16 protein-coding genes are annotated in these 15,367 nt (G+C 62.8%); 6 read left to right on the forward strand and 10 right to left on the reverse strand.

Annotation, left to right across the window (positions count from 1 at the left end; genetic code table 11):
- Positions 1–37 precede the first annotated feature (37 nt).
- Positions 38–985, forward strand: coding sequence for an extensin family protein (locus OIM99_RS23825; protein WP_311852973.1), 948 nt, complete (start codon positions 38–40; stop codon positions 983–985).
- Positions 986–1,172: 187 nt separating this feature from the next.
- On the forward strand, positions 1,173–1,847 hold the full coding sequence (locus OIM99_RS23830) for a hypothetical protein (RefSeq protein WP_311852974.1): 675 nt from the start codon (positions 1,173–1,175) through the stop codon (positions 1,845–1,847).
- A gap of 51 nt (positions 1,848–1,898) precedes the next feature.
- Here the strand turns inward: OIM99_RS23830 and OIM99_RS23835 are convergent, their stop codons facing one another.
- Together OIM99_RS23835 and OIM99_RS23840 are read right to left on the reverse strand one after the other, a co-directional pair.
- On the reverse strand, positions 1,899–2,522 hold the full coding sequence (locus OIM99_RS23835; protein WP_311852975.1) for a hypothetical protein: 624 nt from the start codon (positions 2,520–2,522) through the stop codon (positions 1,899–1,901).
- 55 nt (positions 2,523–2,577) lie between these two features.
- Positions 2,578–3,345 carry an SDR family oxidoreductase gene (locus OIM99_RS23840; protein ID WP_311852976.1) on the reverse strand — a complete coding sequence of 256 codons (768 nt, stop codon included), beginning with the start codon at positions 3,343–3,345 and terminating at the stop codon, positions 2,578–2,580.
- 155 nt (positions 3,346–3,500) lie between these two features.
- Between OIM99_RS23840 and OIM99_RS23845 the strand changes: the two genes are divergently transcribed.
- Positions 3,501–5,003, forward strand: coding sequence for an MDR family MFS transporter (locus OIM99_RS23845; RefSeq protein ID WP_311852977.1), 1,503 nt, complete (start codon positions 3,501–3,503; stop codon positions 5,001–5,003).
- Between the two features lie 3 nt (positions 5,004–5,006).
- Here the strand turns inward: OIM99_RS23845 and uvrB are convergent, their stop codons facing one another.
- The gene (gene uvrB, locus OIM99_RS23850) at positions 5,007–7,592 is read right to left on the reverse strand and encodes an excinuclease ABC subunit UvrB (RefSeq protein WP_311852978.1); all 2,586 of its coding nucleotides are present in this window, start codon (positions 7,590–7,592) and stop codon (positions 5,007–5,009) included.
- A gap of 57 nt (positions 7,593–7,649) precedes the next feature.
- Entirely contained in the window at positions 7,650–8,264 is a 615-nt protein-coding gene (locus tag OIM99_RS23855; RefSeq protein WP_311852979.1) for a hypothetical protein, read from the reverse strand.
- A gap of 154 nt (positions 8,265–8,418) precedes the next feature.
- Between OIM99_RS23855 and OIM99_RS23860 the strand changes: the two genes are divergently transcribed.
- Entirely contained in the window at positions 8,419–9,276 is an 858-nt protein-coding gene (locus OIM99_RS23860) for a class I SAM-dependent methyltransferase (RefSeq protein ID WP_311852980.1), read from the forward strand.
- Positions 9,277–9,324: 48 nt separating this feature from the next.
- On the forward strand, positions 9,325–10,653 hold the full coding sequence (locus tag OIM99_RS23865; RefSeq protein ID WP_311852981.1) for an amino acid permease: 1,329 nt from the start codon (positions 9,325–9,327) through the stop codon (positions 10,651–10,653).
- Here the strand turns inward: OIM99_RS23865 and OIM99_RS23870 are convergent.
- Both OIM99_RS23870 and OIM99_RS23875 read right to left on the reverse strand, forming a co-directional pair.
- Positions 10,650–11,387, reverse strand: coding sequence for an anti-sigma factor domain-containing protein (locus OIM99_RS23870; protein ID WP_311852982.1), 738 nt, complete (start codon positions 11,385–11,387; stop codon positions 10,650–10,652). The genes OIM99_RS23865 and OIM99_RS23870 overlap by 4 nt on opposite strands.
- Positions 11,384–11,932, reverse strand: coding sequence for a sigma-70 family RNA polymerase sigma factor (locus tag OIM99_RS23875; RefSeq protein ID WP_311852983.1), 549 nt, complete (start codon positions 11,930–11,932; stop codon positions 11,384–11,386). The genes OIM99_RS23870 and OIM99_RS23875 overlap by 4 nt, the downstream gene beginning before the upstream one ends.
- 167 nt (positions 11,933–12,099) lie before the next feature.
- Between OIM99_RS23875 and OIM99_RS23880 the strand changes: the two genes are divergently transcribed.
- Positions 12,100–12,885 (forward strand): DUF4394 domain-containing protein, encoded by a 786-nt coding sequence (locus OIM99_RS23880; RefSeq protein WP_311852984.1) that lies wholly within the window; start codon positions 12,100–12,102, stop codon positions 12,883–12,885.
- Positions 12,886–12,888: 3 nt separating this feature from the next.
- Here the strand turns inward: OIM99_RS23880 and OIM99_RS23885 are convergent, their stop codons facing one another.
- The 4 genes from OIM99_RS23885 to OIM99_RS23900 form a co-directional block, all read right to left on the reverse strand.
- Positions 12,889–14,046 carry a glutathionylspermidine synthase family protein gene (locus OIM99_RS23885; protein ID WP_311852985.1) on the reverse strand — a complete coding sequence of 386 codons (1,158 nt, stop codon included), beginning with the start codon at positions 14,044–14,046 and terminating at the stop codon, positions 12,889–12,891.
- Positions 14,047–14,415 carry a hypothetical protein gene (locus tag OIM99_RS23890; RefSeq protein ID WP_311852986.1) on the reverse strand — a complete coding sequence of 123 codons (369 nt, stop codon included), beginning with the start codon at positions 14,413–14,415 and terminating at the stop codon, positions 14,047–14,049.
- 7 nt (positions 14,416–14,422) lie between these two features.
- Positions 14,423–14,830 carry a DUF350 domain-containing protein gene (locus OIM99_RS23895; protein ID WP_311852987.1) on the reverse strand — a complete coding sequence of 136 codons (408 nt, stop codon included), beginning with the start codon at positions 14,828–14,830 and terminating at the stop codon, positions 14,423–14,425.
- Positions 14,831–14,914: 84 nt separating this feature from the next.
- Positions 14,915–15,361: an SET domain-containing protein-lysine N-methyltransferase gene (locus tag OIM99_RS23900; protein ID WP_311852988.1), complete on the reverse strand. Its 447-nt coding sequence runs from the start codon at positions 15,359–15,361 to the stop codon at positions 14,915–14,917.
- Between the last annotated feature and the right edge of the window lie 6 nt (positions 15,362–15,367).

Here is a 15,367-nt window from a genome sequence, read left to right on the forward strand (position 1 = left end):
TCTGGCGGGTTTGCTGGCAACGATCTCCGGATGCGGCGTGTTTGAACGCCCGCAGCGTGCTGCCTGGCGTGAAGCGGCGGAAAAGGCCTGTTTCGCCCGCCGTGGCGTCAAACTCTCCGCCTATATCCAGCAATCGAAACCCATCGACGGACCGAGCATCTGCGGCCTCACCATGCCGCTGCGCACCACAGCCCTGCTCGATGGCGCCGTTACGCTCAGTTCGACCCAGACGCTCGGCTGCCCGATGACCGAAGCGCTCGAACAATGGATCCAGGCGGTCGTGCAGCCCTCCGCCATGGCCCGCTTCGGCCAGCCGGTGGCGCAGATCGATTCCATGGGCGCCTATTCCTGCCGCCCGATCAACAATACCGCCGGCGGCAAACTGTCCGAACATGCCTATGGCAATGCCATCGACATCGGCGGCTTCCGTCTCGCCGACGGTCGCAAGATCACCGTCGTGCAAGGCTGGACGCGCGGCGATCCCCAGGAACAAGCTTTCCTGCGCGAAGTGCATGCGGGCGCCTGCGAACATTTCACCACGGTGCTGGGCCCCGGCTCCAACGCCTTCCACTACAATCACATTCACGTCGATCTGGCGATGCACGGCTCATCGTCGCGCGGCCTGCGCCGCTATTGCCGCCCGATCATCAAGGACATCGCGCCGCCGCCGCGTCAAGACAATCTGCCCGATCCGCCGGAACTCGAGCCCGAGATCGATATCTCGCGCAACAATCCCAATGCGCGCAATGCATTGGCCCTGGCACGCGGCCCTTACAGCGAACAGCAGGCAGCCCCCGCGCCGATCTCGCGTGGCGCATTGCCGCCGATGTCGGGAGGCGGCTCATCGCGGCCGCCGCGCAGCATCAACAGCATCGGCGAACTCGATGTCGGTGCACCGATGACGGTGCCGCAAGCCTCGCGCGTCGAGCGCGGCTCCATTCGCGACGATGGCGCCTTCGTGCCGGAAGGCGAACTCGGCGATTGAAGCAAATGCGTTTCCGCAGAACCGCATTTTCTCGTCCTCTCAAACAGCAAACGCCGCGACACACGGTTCATGTCGGATCACGCACATGTGTCCATCATCGTCGTTGCAGTGTTGAGCCAGTCTGACACTCTGCCCTCGCCGTCTTAACGTGAGCGAAATAGTCGCCGGGCGGCACGAGGAGGGAGTTATGTTGTTACATTCTCGAATTGCCTTGGCCGCAGCGGTAGGCCTTATCTTCATGGGCGCGGCGCAAGCACAACAGCAGCCCCCGCAATATCCCAACATGACGTTCTTCATCACCAGCCAGCCGGGCCCTGACGGTGCCAATTTCGGCGGCCTCGAAGGCGCCGATAAATTCTGCCAGGGCCTCGCCGAAAAGGCGGGCGCCGGCGCCAAGACCTGGCGCGCCTATCTCAGCCAGCAGGAGCTGAACGGCAAACCGGCAGTCAATGCCAAGGATCGCATCGGCAAGGGTCCTTGGGCCAATGCGGAAGGCACATTGATCGCCGCCAATGTGGAAGACCTGCACAATGCCTATCGCAATCGCATCACCACTGAGACCGGGCTGACCGAAACCGGCAAGCGCGTGCCCAGCCGCCTGTTCACCATCAACCAGCACGACATTCTCACGGGCTCGAATGCCGATGGCACCGCGCCGCCTCCGGGCAAGGATCTCACCTGCGGCAACTGGACGAAGAACGGCGAAGGTTCGGCGATCGTCGGCCACAACGACCGCATGGGCCTGAGCGATGACGCGGCGGCCCGCTCGTGGAATTCCGCGCATCCTTCCGCCGGCTGCGATCGACCGGCGCTGATCCGCACCGGCGGCAATGGACTGCTCTACTGCTTCGCTGCCAACTAAAGCGCGTTAGCATTGCGATGAGAGAGCGGGATCATTCCCGCTCTCTTTTTGTCAACGCCAGTCGGACGGCAAAGGCGCGCCAGGCTCCTGCAACGGCCCCACGGGCAAACCGTTCTCGCGGCGCTTCGCGGCGAAGGCCGCAGGGTCTTTGCGGAAGCCACCGATGACTTCCTCGAATTGCGCATCGTTGTCCTGCCGCGCCTTGGCGACCACCGCCTGCCATTGTTCCGGCGTCAGATCGGCGGGCTGTTTCGGATAGAGCGGGATTTTCTTTTCATAGGACAGCGCGCGCCCGGCGATATCGTACCAAGCCTCGAGATCGCTTGCGACCCAAGGGTTGATCATCGCACCGATCTGCTGGTTGAGAGAGCCACGCAGCGGCGCCGCCGATTTATCCGCATTGATCCAGGCGCGCGAGCGCACCTGGAAAACATAGAACCAGAAAGCCGCTTGCGCCCGGTCGCCACGCTTCCACAGGCTCAGCGCCACGGTCGACAGATAGATCGGATTGATCGCTTCGGGATGCGCCATAACATAATTGCATGCTGCATCGCGCGCCTCGATCGGTCCCTTGAGCATCGCCTCGATCAGGGCGTTCTCCGGCTTGGCGGTGGCAGGCGCCACCGGTGCAAAAAGCGCCAGGCAGAGCGCGCCTATCATCATCATCGATCTCATCGCGCGAACTCCTTAAGGCTTCCGAATCGATCGCCGGCAACTGACCATGGAAAGATCACACTCTGACTAAGCCGCCATCGACAATCAATGTCTGTCCGCTCATGAAGGCGGCGTCATCGCTTGTCAGGAAGGACACCACGCCGACGAGATCATCCGGCGTCTGATGTCGCTTGATGGCCTGGGCTTGCGAAACCACGTCGAAGGCCTGTTCGATCGGCAGGCCACGCGGCCGGAACTGGCCTTCCAGCGTGCCGGGGGTGCGCGTCAGCCCGGGAGATATGGCATTCACCGTAATGCCATCGACGCCCATCTCGCTCGCCAAAGCACGCGTGAAGCCGACGACGCCGCCCTTGCTGGCGATGTAATCGACATGATTGGGCGAGACTGACCCAAGCGAGTTCGAGGCTACATTGACGATGCGGCCCCATTTGCGCTCTCGCATGCCTCCGATGAAGGCTTGCGTCATCAGGAACATCGAATCGAGATTCACGGCCATGGTCCGCCGCCAGTCGGCGATGGTCAGATCCTCGAATTTGCGGGTTTTGAAGAAACCGGCATTGTTGATGAGAATATCGCAACGGCCGAGTTCACGTAAAATGTGATCGGCGAAGCGCTGCACGTCCTGTGGATCGGACACGTCGCAGGAGCGTGAAATAGCCCGGCGCCCCAGGGCCGTAATGCGCCGCACGGTTTCATCGGCCGGTTGCAGATCGGCAATGGCGATATCGACGCCATCTTCGGCCAACCGCACGGCCATCGCCTGGCCGATTCCGCTGGCCGCACCGCTGATCACGGCGATTTTGCCCGCATGTCCCTTGGTCATGGGCCCTCCCCTCATTTTTATGGCCCCAGGTCTAGCTTGCCGGGCCGCACTTGTCATGCGCGCCTGCCTCATAGCGGCATCCCACCGGCACGGATCGACGCCGCCCGAGACGGTGCTATATGGAACCTAAGAAACTCCGAGGAGAACGCCAGCGCGTGCCGAAAGTCGAGCTGCAGAATATCGCCCCGATCATGTTCGGACTGATGCTGGCCATGTTTCTTGCCAGTCTCGACCAAACCATCGTCGCCACTTGTCTCACCGCCATGGCCAATGATCTGGGCGGCTGGAAACTACTCCCCTGGATCATTTCCGCCTATCTGATCGCCTCGACCGCCATGACACCGATCTACGGGCGCCTCAGCGATCTCTACGGTCGGCGTCACATGCTGCTTGTTTCGATCGCTCTGTTCGTCATCGGCTCGGCCGCCTGCGCGCTGGCCACTTCCATGGAACTCCTGATCGCCGCGCGTGTCCTGCAAGGCATCGGTGGCGGCGGCCTGCGCTCGATTGCCCAAATTGTCATCGCCGACATCATCCCGCCGCGCCATCGCGGCCGTTATCAGGGCTATCTGTCGACCAACTTTCTGGTGTCGACGGCGCTGGGCCCGGTGCTCGGCGGCTTCTTCGCCGAACATCTGTCCTGGACCTGGGCCTTCTGGATCAATCTGCCGCTCGGCGCCATCGCCTTCGTCGTCATCGACCGGCAATTGCGTCCTCTTTCCTTGCCGGTGAAACAGGCGCGCATCGATTGGCTCGGCGCCCTTTTCATCCTGCTGGCCACCATTCCGCTGATGCTCGGCATCAGCCGCGTCGAGGAGGAAGGCGGCTGGCTCAACGCCAACGTCATCGTCCCCATACTCATCGGCCTCGCTTTCACGGTGGTTCTGGTGCTCGTCGAATTGCGCACCGTCGATCCGATGATCCCGATGCATCTGTTCCGCAATCGCATCTTCAGCCTCGGCAATGTGGCGATCTTCATCCCCTCGATGACGATGACCGCTTATATCGTCATGCTGCCGCTCTATTATCAGATCGTACTGAAGATGCCGGCTGACGTCGCCGGCCTGCATCTGATCGCGTTGACTGGCGGCATGGCGACCGGCAGTTTTATCTGCGGTTCCGCCATCGCCCGCCTCGGTCGCGCCCGCATCTTTCCGATCATCGGCGGTTTGTCTGCGGCCACGCTTTGCCTGCTCATCGCCTGGTTCGGGCTTGGCCGCTCGGTCTGGTTCGACATCGTAGCGATTGCGCTCTTAGGCGCTTCGATCGGCTGGCAGATCAATCCGATGCTCGTCATCGTGCAGAACGGTCTGGAAATCCGCGACATGGCCACCGGCGTCGGCGGCATGACCTTCTTCCGATCGCTGGCCGGCGCCTTTGGTGTCGCCGTCTTCTCCACCTTCCTGATCAGCTGGCTGACGGCGGGCGCCATCACCATACCCGGCCATGAGAAACTCGGCGCCGACCCCGGCATTGCCTTGATGCGCGGCGATGCCACACGGCTGTTCTCGGCCAGCGAAGCGGAAGCCTATCGCAGCATTCTCGAACATGGCTTCTCGGCCATTTTCATCCTCGGCGCCGTCCTCTCGATCGCCGCTGCCCTGTGCATGGCCTTCATCAAGGAACGGCCGCTGCGCGCCGGCAGCGGGCCGCTATAATCGTCAGCGCCGAAACGGCCGCGATTTGCCGCCGCGCGATCCTGGCTTGCCGCCGGTGCTCTTCGGCCGCGCTTCGCCGCCGCCGAAATTATGCGGCCCCATGTCCTCGTCCGTCGGCTTGTGGATGCGCGATGTCGACGGCGTATTGGCCGCACGGCCATATTTGCGCTCGCCCTGATAGGCACCCGCCGCATCCTCCACCGCCTGCTGGCGCGCCAGCGGATCCTCGGCGATGGCCAGTTCCGTCGCTTGCAGGCGCTTGATCTCGTCACGCATGCGCGCGGCGCGTTCGAAGTCGAGATTGGCGGCGGCTTCGCGCATCTCGCGTTCGAGGTCGCTGAGCGTCGCTTTGAGATTGTGCCCAACCAAAGCATTCTTCGCCACGCCGGCATCGACGGTAACGTGATCCTGCTCATAGACCGAGCCCAGAATGTCCTGAATGCCGCGGCGGATCGATTCCGGCGTGATGCCATGCTCGGCATTATAGGCGAGCTGCTTCTCGCGCCGGCGCGTCGTTTCCGCCATGGCGCGTTCCATCGAGCCCGTCACCTGATCGGCATAGAGGATCACCTTGCCGTCGACGTTACGCGCCGCGCGGCCGATGGTCTGCACCAGTGATGTCTCGCTGCGCAGGAAACCTTCCTTGTCCGCATCGAGAATGGCGACCAAGGCGCATTCAGGAATGTCGAGACCTTCGCGCAGCAGGTTGATGCCGACCAGAACGTCAAAGGCACCCAGCCGCAGATCGCGGATGATCTCGATACGCTCGATCGTATCGATATCCGAATGCATGTAGCGCACGCGCACGCCATTCTCGTGCAGATATTCGGTGAGGTCTTCAGCCATGCGCTTGGTCAGCACGGTGACGAGACTGCGATAGCCCTTGCGCGCCGTCTCCTTCACCTCGCCCAGGAGATCGTCGACCTGCGCACGCGCCGGCCGCACGTCGACAGGCGGATCGATTAGACCCGTCGGACGGATGACCTGTTCGACAAAGACGCCGCCTGTCTGCTCCATCTCCCAATTGCCTGGCGTCGCCGAGACATGCACGGTCTGCGGGCGCATCGCTTCCCATTCCTCGAAGCGCAGCGGCCGATTATCCATGCATGACGGCAGACGGAAGCCATATTCGGCCAGGGTCGCCTTGCGGCGGAAGTCGCCGCGATACATGCCGCCGATCTGCGGCACGGTGACATGGCTTTCGTCGGCGAAAACCAGAGCATTGTCGGGCAGATATTCGAACAGGGTCGGCGGCGGTTCGCCCGGCTTACGGCCGGTGAGATAGCGCGAATAGTTTTCGATGCCGGCGCAGGAACCCGTCGCCTCCAGCATTTCCAGATCGAACATCGTACGCTGTTCGAGGCGCTGCGCCTCCAGCAGGCGCCCGCCGTTGTGCAACTCGTCGAGCCGCTGCTTCAATTCGAATTTGATGCCGGCGATCGACTGGATGAGCGTCGGGCGCGGCGTCACGTAATGCGAATTGGCGTACATTTTGACGAATTCGAGATCTTGCGTCTTCTGGCCGGTCAGCGGATCGAATTCGGCAATGGTCTCGATCTCGTCGCCGAAGAAGCCGATGCGCCAGGCGCGATCCTCATAGTGCGCCGGAAACACTTCGATCGTATCGCCGCGCACGCGGAACAGGCCGCGCGAAAAATCACCGCCCGAGCGCTTGTATTGCAGAGCGACGAGATCGGCGATGAGCTGGCGCTGGTCGATCTTCTCGCCGAGCTTCACCGAAAAGGTCATTGCCGTATAGGTTTCGACCGAACCGATACCATAGATGCAGGACACCGAAGCGACGATGATCACATCGTCGCGTTCGAGCAGCGCGCGCGTCGCCGAGTGGCGCATACGGTCGATCTGCTCGTTGATCGAGGATTCCTTCTCGATATAGGTGTCCGTCCGCGGCACATAGGCTTCCGGCTGATAGTAGTCGTAATAGGAGACGAAATATTCGACCGCATTGTCCGGAAAGAAGCTTTTGAACTCGCCATAGAGCTGCGCCGCCAGGGTCTTGTTCGGCGCCAGCACCAGCGCCGGCCGGTTGGTGCGCGCGATCACCTGCGCCATCGTGAACGTCTTGCCCGAACCGGTGACGCCGAGCAGCACCTGGTCGCGCTCGTGGGCACCGACCCCGGCGACGAGTTCCTTGATCGCCGTCGGCTGATCGCCGCGCGGCTCGTATTCGGACACCAGCTTGAAGGCGATGCCACCTTCCGACTTCTCCGGCCGTTCCGGGCGATGCGGCGTCCACGGCTTGCTGCCGCGCAAATTCGGATCGCCCTGCTCCAGCAAATCCTTCAGCGATTCGACCGTCGCCGTGGCGCCAGTCAGTTCCGGCCGGCGCGAACGCCCCCGGCCGGCGGGCTCCGGCAGGAAGGTCTTGGCCAGCTTCGGATCGATCCCCTCGACCGCGTCGGCATCGAAGCCCTTTTGCGGCGCCTCGCCGAAGCCGCCACGCGGCTCGTTCAGGGCGGGATTGAGCAGACTGGCGAGATGCTCGTCGAGCGGCTTCACGTCGGGACGCGACGCCTTGGCGCGCGTCGGCCGGACGCTTTTCGGGGACTTGTTCGGTGATTTGGCCATGGCCGCAATATGGGGGGAGTCCGGCCGCGGGAAAAGCCGCAATCCTGTCAGTTTTTGTCAGGAGCCCTGACCGGCAAATCGCCGGTAGAGAAAGGCCGCGGTCAGACCGCTCGCCATCGTCGCGATGAGATGGCGGGGCTGCCCCGTCAGGATCGTCATGCCATAGGCATAAATGCCGCCGCTGACAGCGCCAGCGATGGCATAGGCGGTCGGACTGGTCAGTTCGACGAAGCGCATCGCCCAATGGCTTGCCATCGTCGCGGTGACCGCGATCTGGACGCCATTCCACAACCCCAGGACGAGTGCCAGCAGCAGCATTTGCGAACCGTCGCCGATCGTCATTTTGAGCCCGGGGATGAGTTCCAGCGGCGCCTTGGCCGCCAATACATAGAGGCCCGCTTGCAGACAGCTCGCCACCAGGCCGGCCAGCAGCGCCGCCCGCATCGACCAGGGCACGGCACCATCGCTTGTGGCCACCATCGACAGTTCCCCTTCGCCGTCGCGCAGCAGTTGCCGGGCCATGGCGGTGAACCGTTCGTCGACCGGTTTCGCGACGGACGGAGATGGATGGGGGTTATCGTCAGGCGGCGGAGCGACCGGCGAACGGGAACGCGCCTTCGGCGCGGCTTTGACGCCACGGCGGCCAAAGGTCGGGGCCCGGACGATGGTCATGGTCAAGGGCTAGCGCAGGAATGATGAATTTTCCGTGAGTCCTCGTAGAATTACGGACGCCAGGGCGCCTTACACAGGCAAAACTGCTGATCGGCACCGTCGAACGATCCGGCGGAACCGGACCAACCAGAGCCCGGCGAAGGCGAGGAAAATCATGCAAACCCCGGACTTTAGACCGAACCGACGAACGGCTCTTGGCCTGATCGGCACCGCACTCTCCCTGCCCGCTAGTCTCCCCGTCTGGGCGCAAGAAGCTTCGGCACAGGAAAGCAGACGTCCCCGCCTCGACGTGCCCTATGTGCCGACACCGCAGGAGGTGGTCGATCGCATGCTCGACATGGCCAAGGTCACGAGCCGCGATTTCGTCATGGATCTCGGCTGTGGCGACGGCCGCATGCTGGTCACCGCCGCGCGCAAGTTCGGCGCCTCCGGCTTCGGCGTCGACATCAATCCCGACCGCATCCTCGAGGCCAACGACAATGCCAAAACGGCCGGCGTCGCCGACAAGGTTTCCTTCGAAGTGCGCAATCTGTTCAGCACGCCGATCGAAAAGGCCTCGGTGCTGACCATGTATCTGCTGCCGGACGTCAACCTGCAGCTACGTCCGCGCATTCTCAAGGAGATGAAGCCCGGCTCGCGCGTCGTCTCGCACGCCTTCACCATGGGCGATTGGGAAACCGACCAGCGGGCCCAGGTGGGCGTGCGCGATATCTATTTCTGGATCGTGCCAGCGCAGGTCGAAGGCAAATGGACCGTACGAGAGGGCAACGACACCTATGCGCTCGATCTGAAGCAGACCTATCAAAAGTTCGACGGCCTCGCCACGGTCAACGGCGCCGTGGCTAAGGTCACCGGCGGCCAGTTGATCGGCGATCGCATCAGCTTCACCGTCGAACCGACAAACGGTCGTCATCGTATTTTCGTCGGCAAGGTCGATGGCGACAAGATGAGCGTCGACACCGCTTCCGCCGCCGATGTCGCTCGCGACTGGAACGCCACGCGCGCCAACTAGAGCAATAACACCAGCAACGCCATCATCCTCCAGAGAACGGACCCTTCGATGTCTTCTGAAACAGCGGCCGCGCCGCGCCGCGTGCTGACCGTCGCCGATGCCGTCGCCTTCTTCGTCGGCATCGTCATCGGCGTCGGCATTTTCCGCACGCCGCCCATCGTCGCCTCGGCCACCGGCAGCGAAGTCCTGTTCATCGGCGCCTGGATCGCCGGCGGTCTCGCCACCTTGATCGGCGCACTCTGCTATGCCGAACTCGCCGCCGCCTATCCCGATGCCGGCGGCGAATATCAGTTTCTGTCCCGCGCTTATGGCCGCAGACTGGCGGTGCTGTTCGCCTGGGCGCGCGGCACCGTCATCCAGACCGGCGCCATCGCCCTCGTCGGCTTCGTCTTCGGCGATTACGCCCAGCAATTGCTGCCACTCGGCCCCAATGGCCCCGGGATCTACGCGGCCATCTCGGTCATTCTCTTCACCGCCATCAACATCGCCGGCACGCAGCCTGGCGCCGGCATGCAGAAACTGCTCGAAACCTGCACCGTTCTCGCCATCATCGTGGTCGTTGTCGTCGGCTTCTCCGTCAGCGGCACCGAGATGAAGCCCGTTGAACCCGGCGCCGGTGGCATGCTTGGCCTCGCCATGGTGCTTGTCTTGCTAAGCTACGGTGGCTGGAACGAAATCGCCTATCTCTCCGGCGAATTGCGCGACGTGAAACGCGACATGACCCGCGCGATCTTCATCGGCACGGCGATCGTCACCGTGCTTTATGTCGCCTTCAATCTGGCTTTGCTGAAAGCCTTTGGCCTCGGCGGCATCGCCGCCAGCAAAGCGCCTGGCGCCGATCTGATGCAACTGGCGGCGGGCAGCACCGGCGTCGCCATCCTGGCGCTGACGGTGTGCCTCTCTTCGCTCTCGACTCTCAACGGCACGATCTTCACCGGCGCGCGCGTCTACTATGCGCTGGGCCGCGATCTACCATTGATCGCCAAGCTCGGCGTCTGGAACGAACGCGGTGACAACCCGGCCAATGCCTTCCTGCTGCAAGGCGCGATTTCCCTCGCCCTCGTCGTCTTCGGCCTGATCACCCGCGACGGCTTCAGCACCATGGTCGACTATACCGCGCCGGTCTTCTGGTTCTTCCTGATGCTCACCGGCTTGTCGCTGTTCATCTTCCGCATCCGCGAGCCAAACCGCGTGCGGCCGTTCAAAGTGCCGCTCTATCCGCTGACCCCGGCGATCTTCGTCGGTATCTGCGCCTATCTGCTCTATTCTAGCCTGGCCTATACGGGCTGGGGCGCACTGGTCGGCATCGCGGTCGTCGTCGTCGGTCTGCCGCTGGTGCTGGCGAGCAAGCGACAGCCGGCGCAGGAGCCCGCCTAAAGCGCGACAGCCGCGTTGCCCTTGTTCAAGATCGGTCCGGTCGGACGGCCGATCGGGGAGCCCGTCGCCGGCTCAAGGGTCATCTCGAACAATTGGCCTGCCGTTGGACGCGGCAGGCCATCGAGCCGCAGGTCGATCTTGCCCGATACGCTTTGAATCAGGCCGATCGACTTCGGCCCAATGGCGCGATCCCACAAGGTCCAGATCTCGACCGCACGCCCCGACGGAATGGCGATCGGCTTGATGGTCTGCAATTCGGCCCGGCCATCGGCAAAAGCGCGCACGACGGCCGCCGCCTCGTTCTGATCGGTCATCAGAACCGCGACAAGCACGGGCTGGCGATTGGCCTGCTGCATGAAATAGCCCATACCAAAAGCCAGAAGAAGAGCCGCTGCCGCGGCGGCGAATCCAGCGCCACGCCAGAACGGCAGCGAGTCCCATAGAGCCATCCAGCGTGATGGCCGTGCCTCGACACGGCCGGCCCGCGGCGCAACCGAGGGGCCCAGCGCCGTCTCAATCCTGGACCACAGGGCATCACCAGCCTGCCCGCCAGGGACCGTTTCATCAAGCGCGCCCAATCTTTGCCGCCACGCGCCGACGCGGCGAGCGAAATCCGCATCCGTTTCCATCATCGTCTCCAGACGCGGCATGTCCACGGCCTCGACGAGGCCAAGAACATATTCGGCCGCGAGAACATCCTTCTCTTCCTCGGAGGTCGGCACCGGATCGTTCATCCCATGCACTCCCTCAGGGAGATGAGGCTCCGGCGCAGCCAGGATTTGACGGTGCCAAGCGGCATGCCGAGCTTGCTCGCCAGATCGGAATGGGACAGACCATGCACATAGGCGAGTACGATCGCGGCGCGCCGATCGGCCGCCAACCCCTGCAGGCAACGGCGTAACGCGGCCTTGTCGGACAATTGCGTGACGATCGTTTCCGGATCGTCGTCCTCACTCGCCTGTTCCTCTCCGATCGGAGCATCGGAGAATTCCAGCCGCCGCTCGCCCCGCAACATGTTCAACGCACGATGACGCAGAATGGCATAAACCCACGTCCGGCCGGCGCCACGCGCCGCATCGAATGTCGAAGCCTTATGCCAGATCGAGACGAAAGTATCTTGCACCGCTTCCTCGGCCAGAGCCCTGCGTCTCAACAATCTTTGCGCGACCCCAATCATGCGCGATGCTTCCAATTCGTAAAGCGCACGCAGGGCCGAGCGATCTCCCAAAGCGCAGGCCCGGATGAGGTCATCACAATCGATGGCGACCCTGGTCGTCATTGTTCCTCCACGCGCAAACCCGCTAATGCGTGAATACGCGTGAGTTCTTCGATTGGATGCGCGGTAAGCAAAAAATATTTTCCGGCCAACTTCCGCATCCACGCCGGCCGCCGCGTGTATCCCCTCTTGAGAGCGGCATGGCGCCGCCTCGGTAACGGGAGATACCCATGTACAAGTCCGCGATCTTGGCCTCCGCTCTGCTCGGTTCCGTGGCGCTCGCCAGCCAAGTCCATGCCGACACCGTCGCCGTCCTGACCGACGATGCCACCATCACGATCGTCGATCCCGCGGGCAAAATGGCCGCCAAAAGCTGGAAGGTGAGCGGCATCACCGGCAAGCTTGCCGGCATCGACGTGCGCCCCGCCGACGGCATGCTCTATGGCCTCCTCGAAGACGGCACGGTTGTGACCATCGATACCGCAAGCGGCAAAGCAACCACGAAGTCGAAGCTCGAAGTGATGCTGCCCAAGGGCACGATGGCCACCGTCGACTTCAACCCGGTCGCCGATCGCCTACGCGTCATCGGCTCCGATGGCATGAATCTGCGCGCCAATGTCGACGACGGCAAAGTGACGACCGACAAACCGCTGAACTTCGCCGAGACAGATGCGATGAAGGGCAAGCCGCCGAAGGTCGTGGCAGGCGCCTACATCAACTCCATGAAGGGCGCGAAGGAAACCACACTCTACGACATCGATAGCACCGACTGGACCTTGCTGAAGCAGGCACCTCCGAACGATGGCGTCCTGACCACCGTCGGCAAGCTGGGCCTGAAGGACAAAGTAACGGCCTTCGATATCGCCTCCGATGGCAAGGGCGGCAATGACGCCTGGCTCATCTCCGGCAACATGCTCTACAAGCTCGACCTGGCGACGGCGAAGACCAGCGGCGCCGTTGCATTGAAGGGCGTCAACGGCACGATCCGCGACATGGCCGTTCTGCCGGCGATGTAGGGTTCAGCCGATGATGGCGTGCGGCACGAAGCGTGACATGTTGCCGATGATCGGCGTGTCATCCTCGCGCAAACCAATGCCGCACGCAGTATCGCCGACGATCCAACTGCCGACGGTTGCATAGCGGCCGTCGAAACGCGGCGGCATCGCCAGTTCCTGCACGATGAACCCTTCAGCGCCGTAAGTGCCGTCGGAATGGGCGATGGCGCGGCCGCGATCGACCATGTCTATATTGGCGCCCTCGCGCGAATAGATCGGCTTGCGCACGTGATTGCGGGCGAGCTTCGCCGCGCCCGGCTCATCGGCGAAATAGGCCGGCAGCAGATTGGGATGACCGGGCTCGGCTTCCCACAGCAGAGCCAACAGACCTTTGTTCGACAGAATGCTCTTCCATGGCGGTTCGAGAAAACGCGTCGTCTTCATCGACGGCGAACGGCCGAACGCGTCCGTCAGCATCCATTCCCACGGATAGAGCTTGAACAGCCAATCGATCGGCTTCTCGGCCAGATCGACGAAACGCTCACCGTCATCGCCAATATCGGTGATGTAAATCGACGACACGCCAAGCCCCGCCTGCGCGGCACAATCGGCCAGATAGCCGATCGTCCCTTCATCCTCCACCATGTCCTTCATGCACGAGAAATGCACATGGCCAGCACCGACGACCACGCGCCAGCGCTGTATCAGCGCTTCATGGATCGAGTTGAACTGATCGGCATCGTCGGGCAAGGCGCGCCGTTCGCGGCCGTTCTCCAGCCAATGCCATTGCACCACGGCCGATTCGAACAGCGAGGTCGGCGTGTCGGCATTATATTCGAGCAAGCGGGCCGGACCGTGCCCGTCATAGACCATGTCGAAACGGCCGTAGAGCGACGGCTGGCGCCTGCGCCAGCTGTCGAGGATCAAAGGCCAGGCGTGCGCCGGAATGCGCAACCGCGTCAGATCCCTTTCGCTGCCGACGATGCGGCCGACCATGTCGAGACACAGCGCCGCCAGCTCCTGGGACGGCGTTTCGAGATCGTTCTCGATCTGGTCGAGGGTGAAGGCGTAATAGGCTTCGTCCTGCCAATAGGGCTGGCCATCGGCCGCATGATAGGTGAAGCCGATCTGACGCGCGTATTCAGCGAAGTCCGGGCGCGGCGCGATGCGCAAGCGCCTCATCTAGCCGCCGCCCGAGAAGTGAAAGCCGCCGCTCGATCCAAAGCCACCGCGCGCGATCGTGCTGTGACCTGATCCCGAATCGGAACCCGACGAACCAAATCCCCACGAACGAGACGAGGAAGAGCCGCCATGGGACGAACCGCCAGATGAACTGCGCGACGACGAGCACTGCTGCTGCCCTGTCGCCGGATCGACCTCGCACTGTTCGCGCGGCGTGAAGGCGAAGATCGACATGCCGCCGGCGGCGATGAGGCCGATGGCAAGCGTACTCTTGCGCCCCGCCGACATGCCCGGTTTGCTTGAGACACCACGTTGCGCGGCGCCCGATTTACCCAGATTGATGGGACGTTTGGCAGGATTGACGCTCATGTCGCGCTCACGGCGTCATGCTGCTGGCACTGACGATGCCGACCGTCAGCGACACCGTGCCGAGCCAGATCGCCGCGGCGATCGAATTATCCTCGATGCTCTTCGACAACGTCGGATGCGCCAACCGCGCCAGGCCGTAGCCCGCCACCTGCACGATGAGGGACACCAGCGCCCAGATCGCGAAATCGATCATGCCGGCCGAATGCCGGATCGCCGAGGTCAGCGGCATGGCAAAGCCGATCAGGCTCATGCCCAGAGCCACGGCGGCGGAGGCATTGTGGTTCTCGACGATTAACGTGAATTCGCGATGCGGCGTGATGCGCGTGTAGATCAACAGAAAGAGCGCGCAAAAACCAATGGCGGCGACGAGATAGGCGGCGAAGGCCGGCAAGCCGCTCAAGGATGAAACGATCACGGGTCACCATCCTTCGTCATGAAGCCCAAGCAAAAGCCCAAGCATACTACGGCTAACATCGCGGTTTTGTGAACCGTCGGTCGCTCAGGCCGGCTTCTTGCGCTTGCCGCCCCGCCGCTTCGCTCCCGGCGGATTGGCCGGATCGAAACCATAGTCGTAAGTCAGCTCCTCGCCGCGTGCGATATCGCACAGCGCGCGAATCCACACACCACCGCGATGCATGATGGCATCGGCATTCGGTGTCAGCGAGTGGTTGATGTAAATCGCCTCGTTGCCGCCCACGAGGCCATCGACATAGTGCGTATCGAGCTTGAACAGCAGCGTATAGCCGATGGAGTTATAGAACGTGTCGCGCCGCCGGCCCTCGGCCAGGGAAATCTTCTGACCCGTATATTCGATGATCCAGGCACCGGCCGGAATCCGCTCGGCCGCGAACAGACCGCGTCCATGGATCGCCGATTGGCCCAGTTTCAATCGATAGGTCTTCGCCATTTTCAGGTCCACCGTCCGCGCCTCCAGGCGCAGGCTCATCGCATT

It is taken from the genome of Methylocella sp. CPCC 101449 (assembly GCF_031921685.1).
Classification (GTDB): Bacteria; Pseudomonadota; Alphaproteobacteria; order Rhizobiales; family Beijerinckiaceae; genus Terripilifer.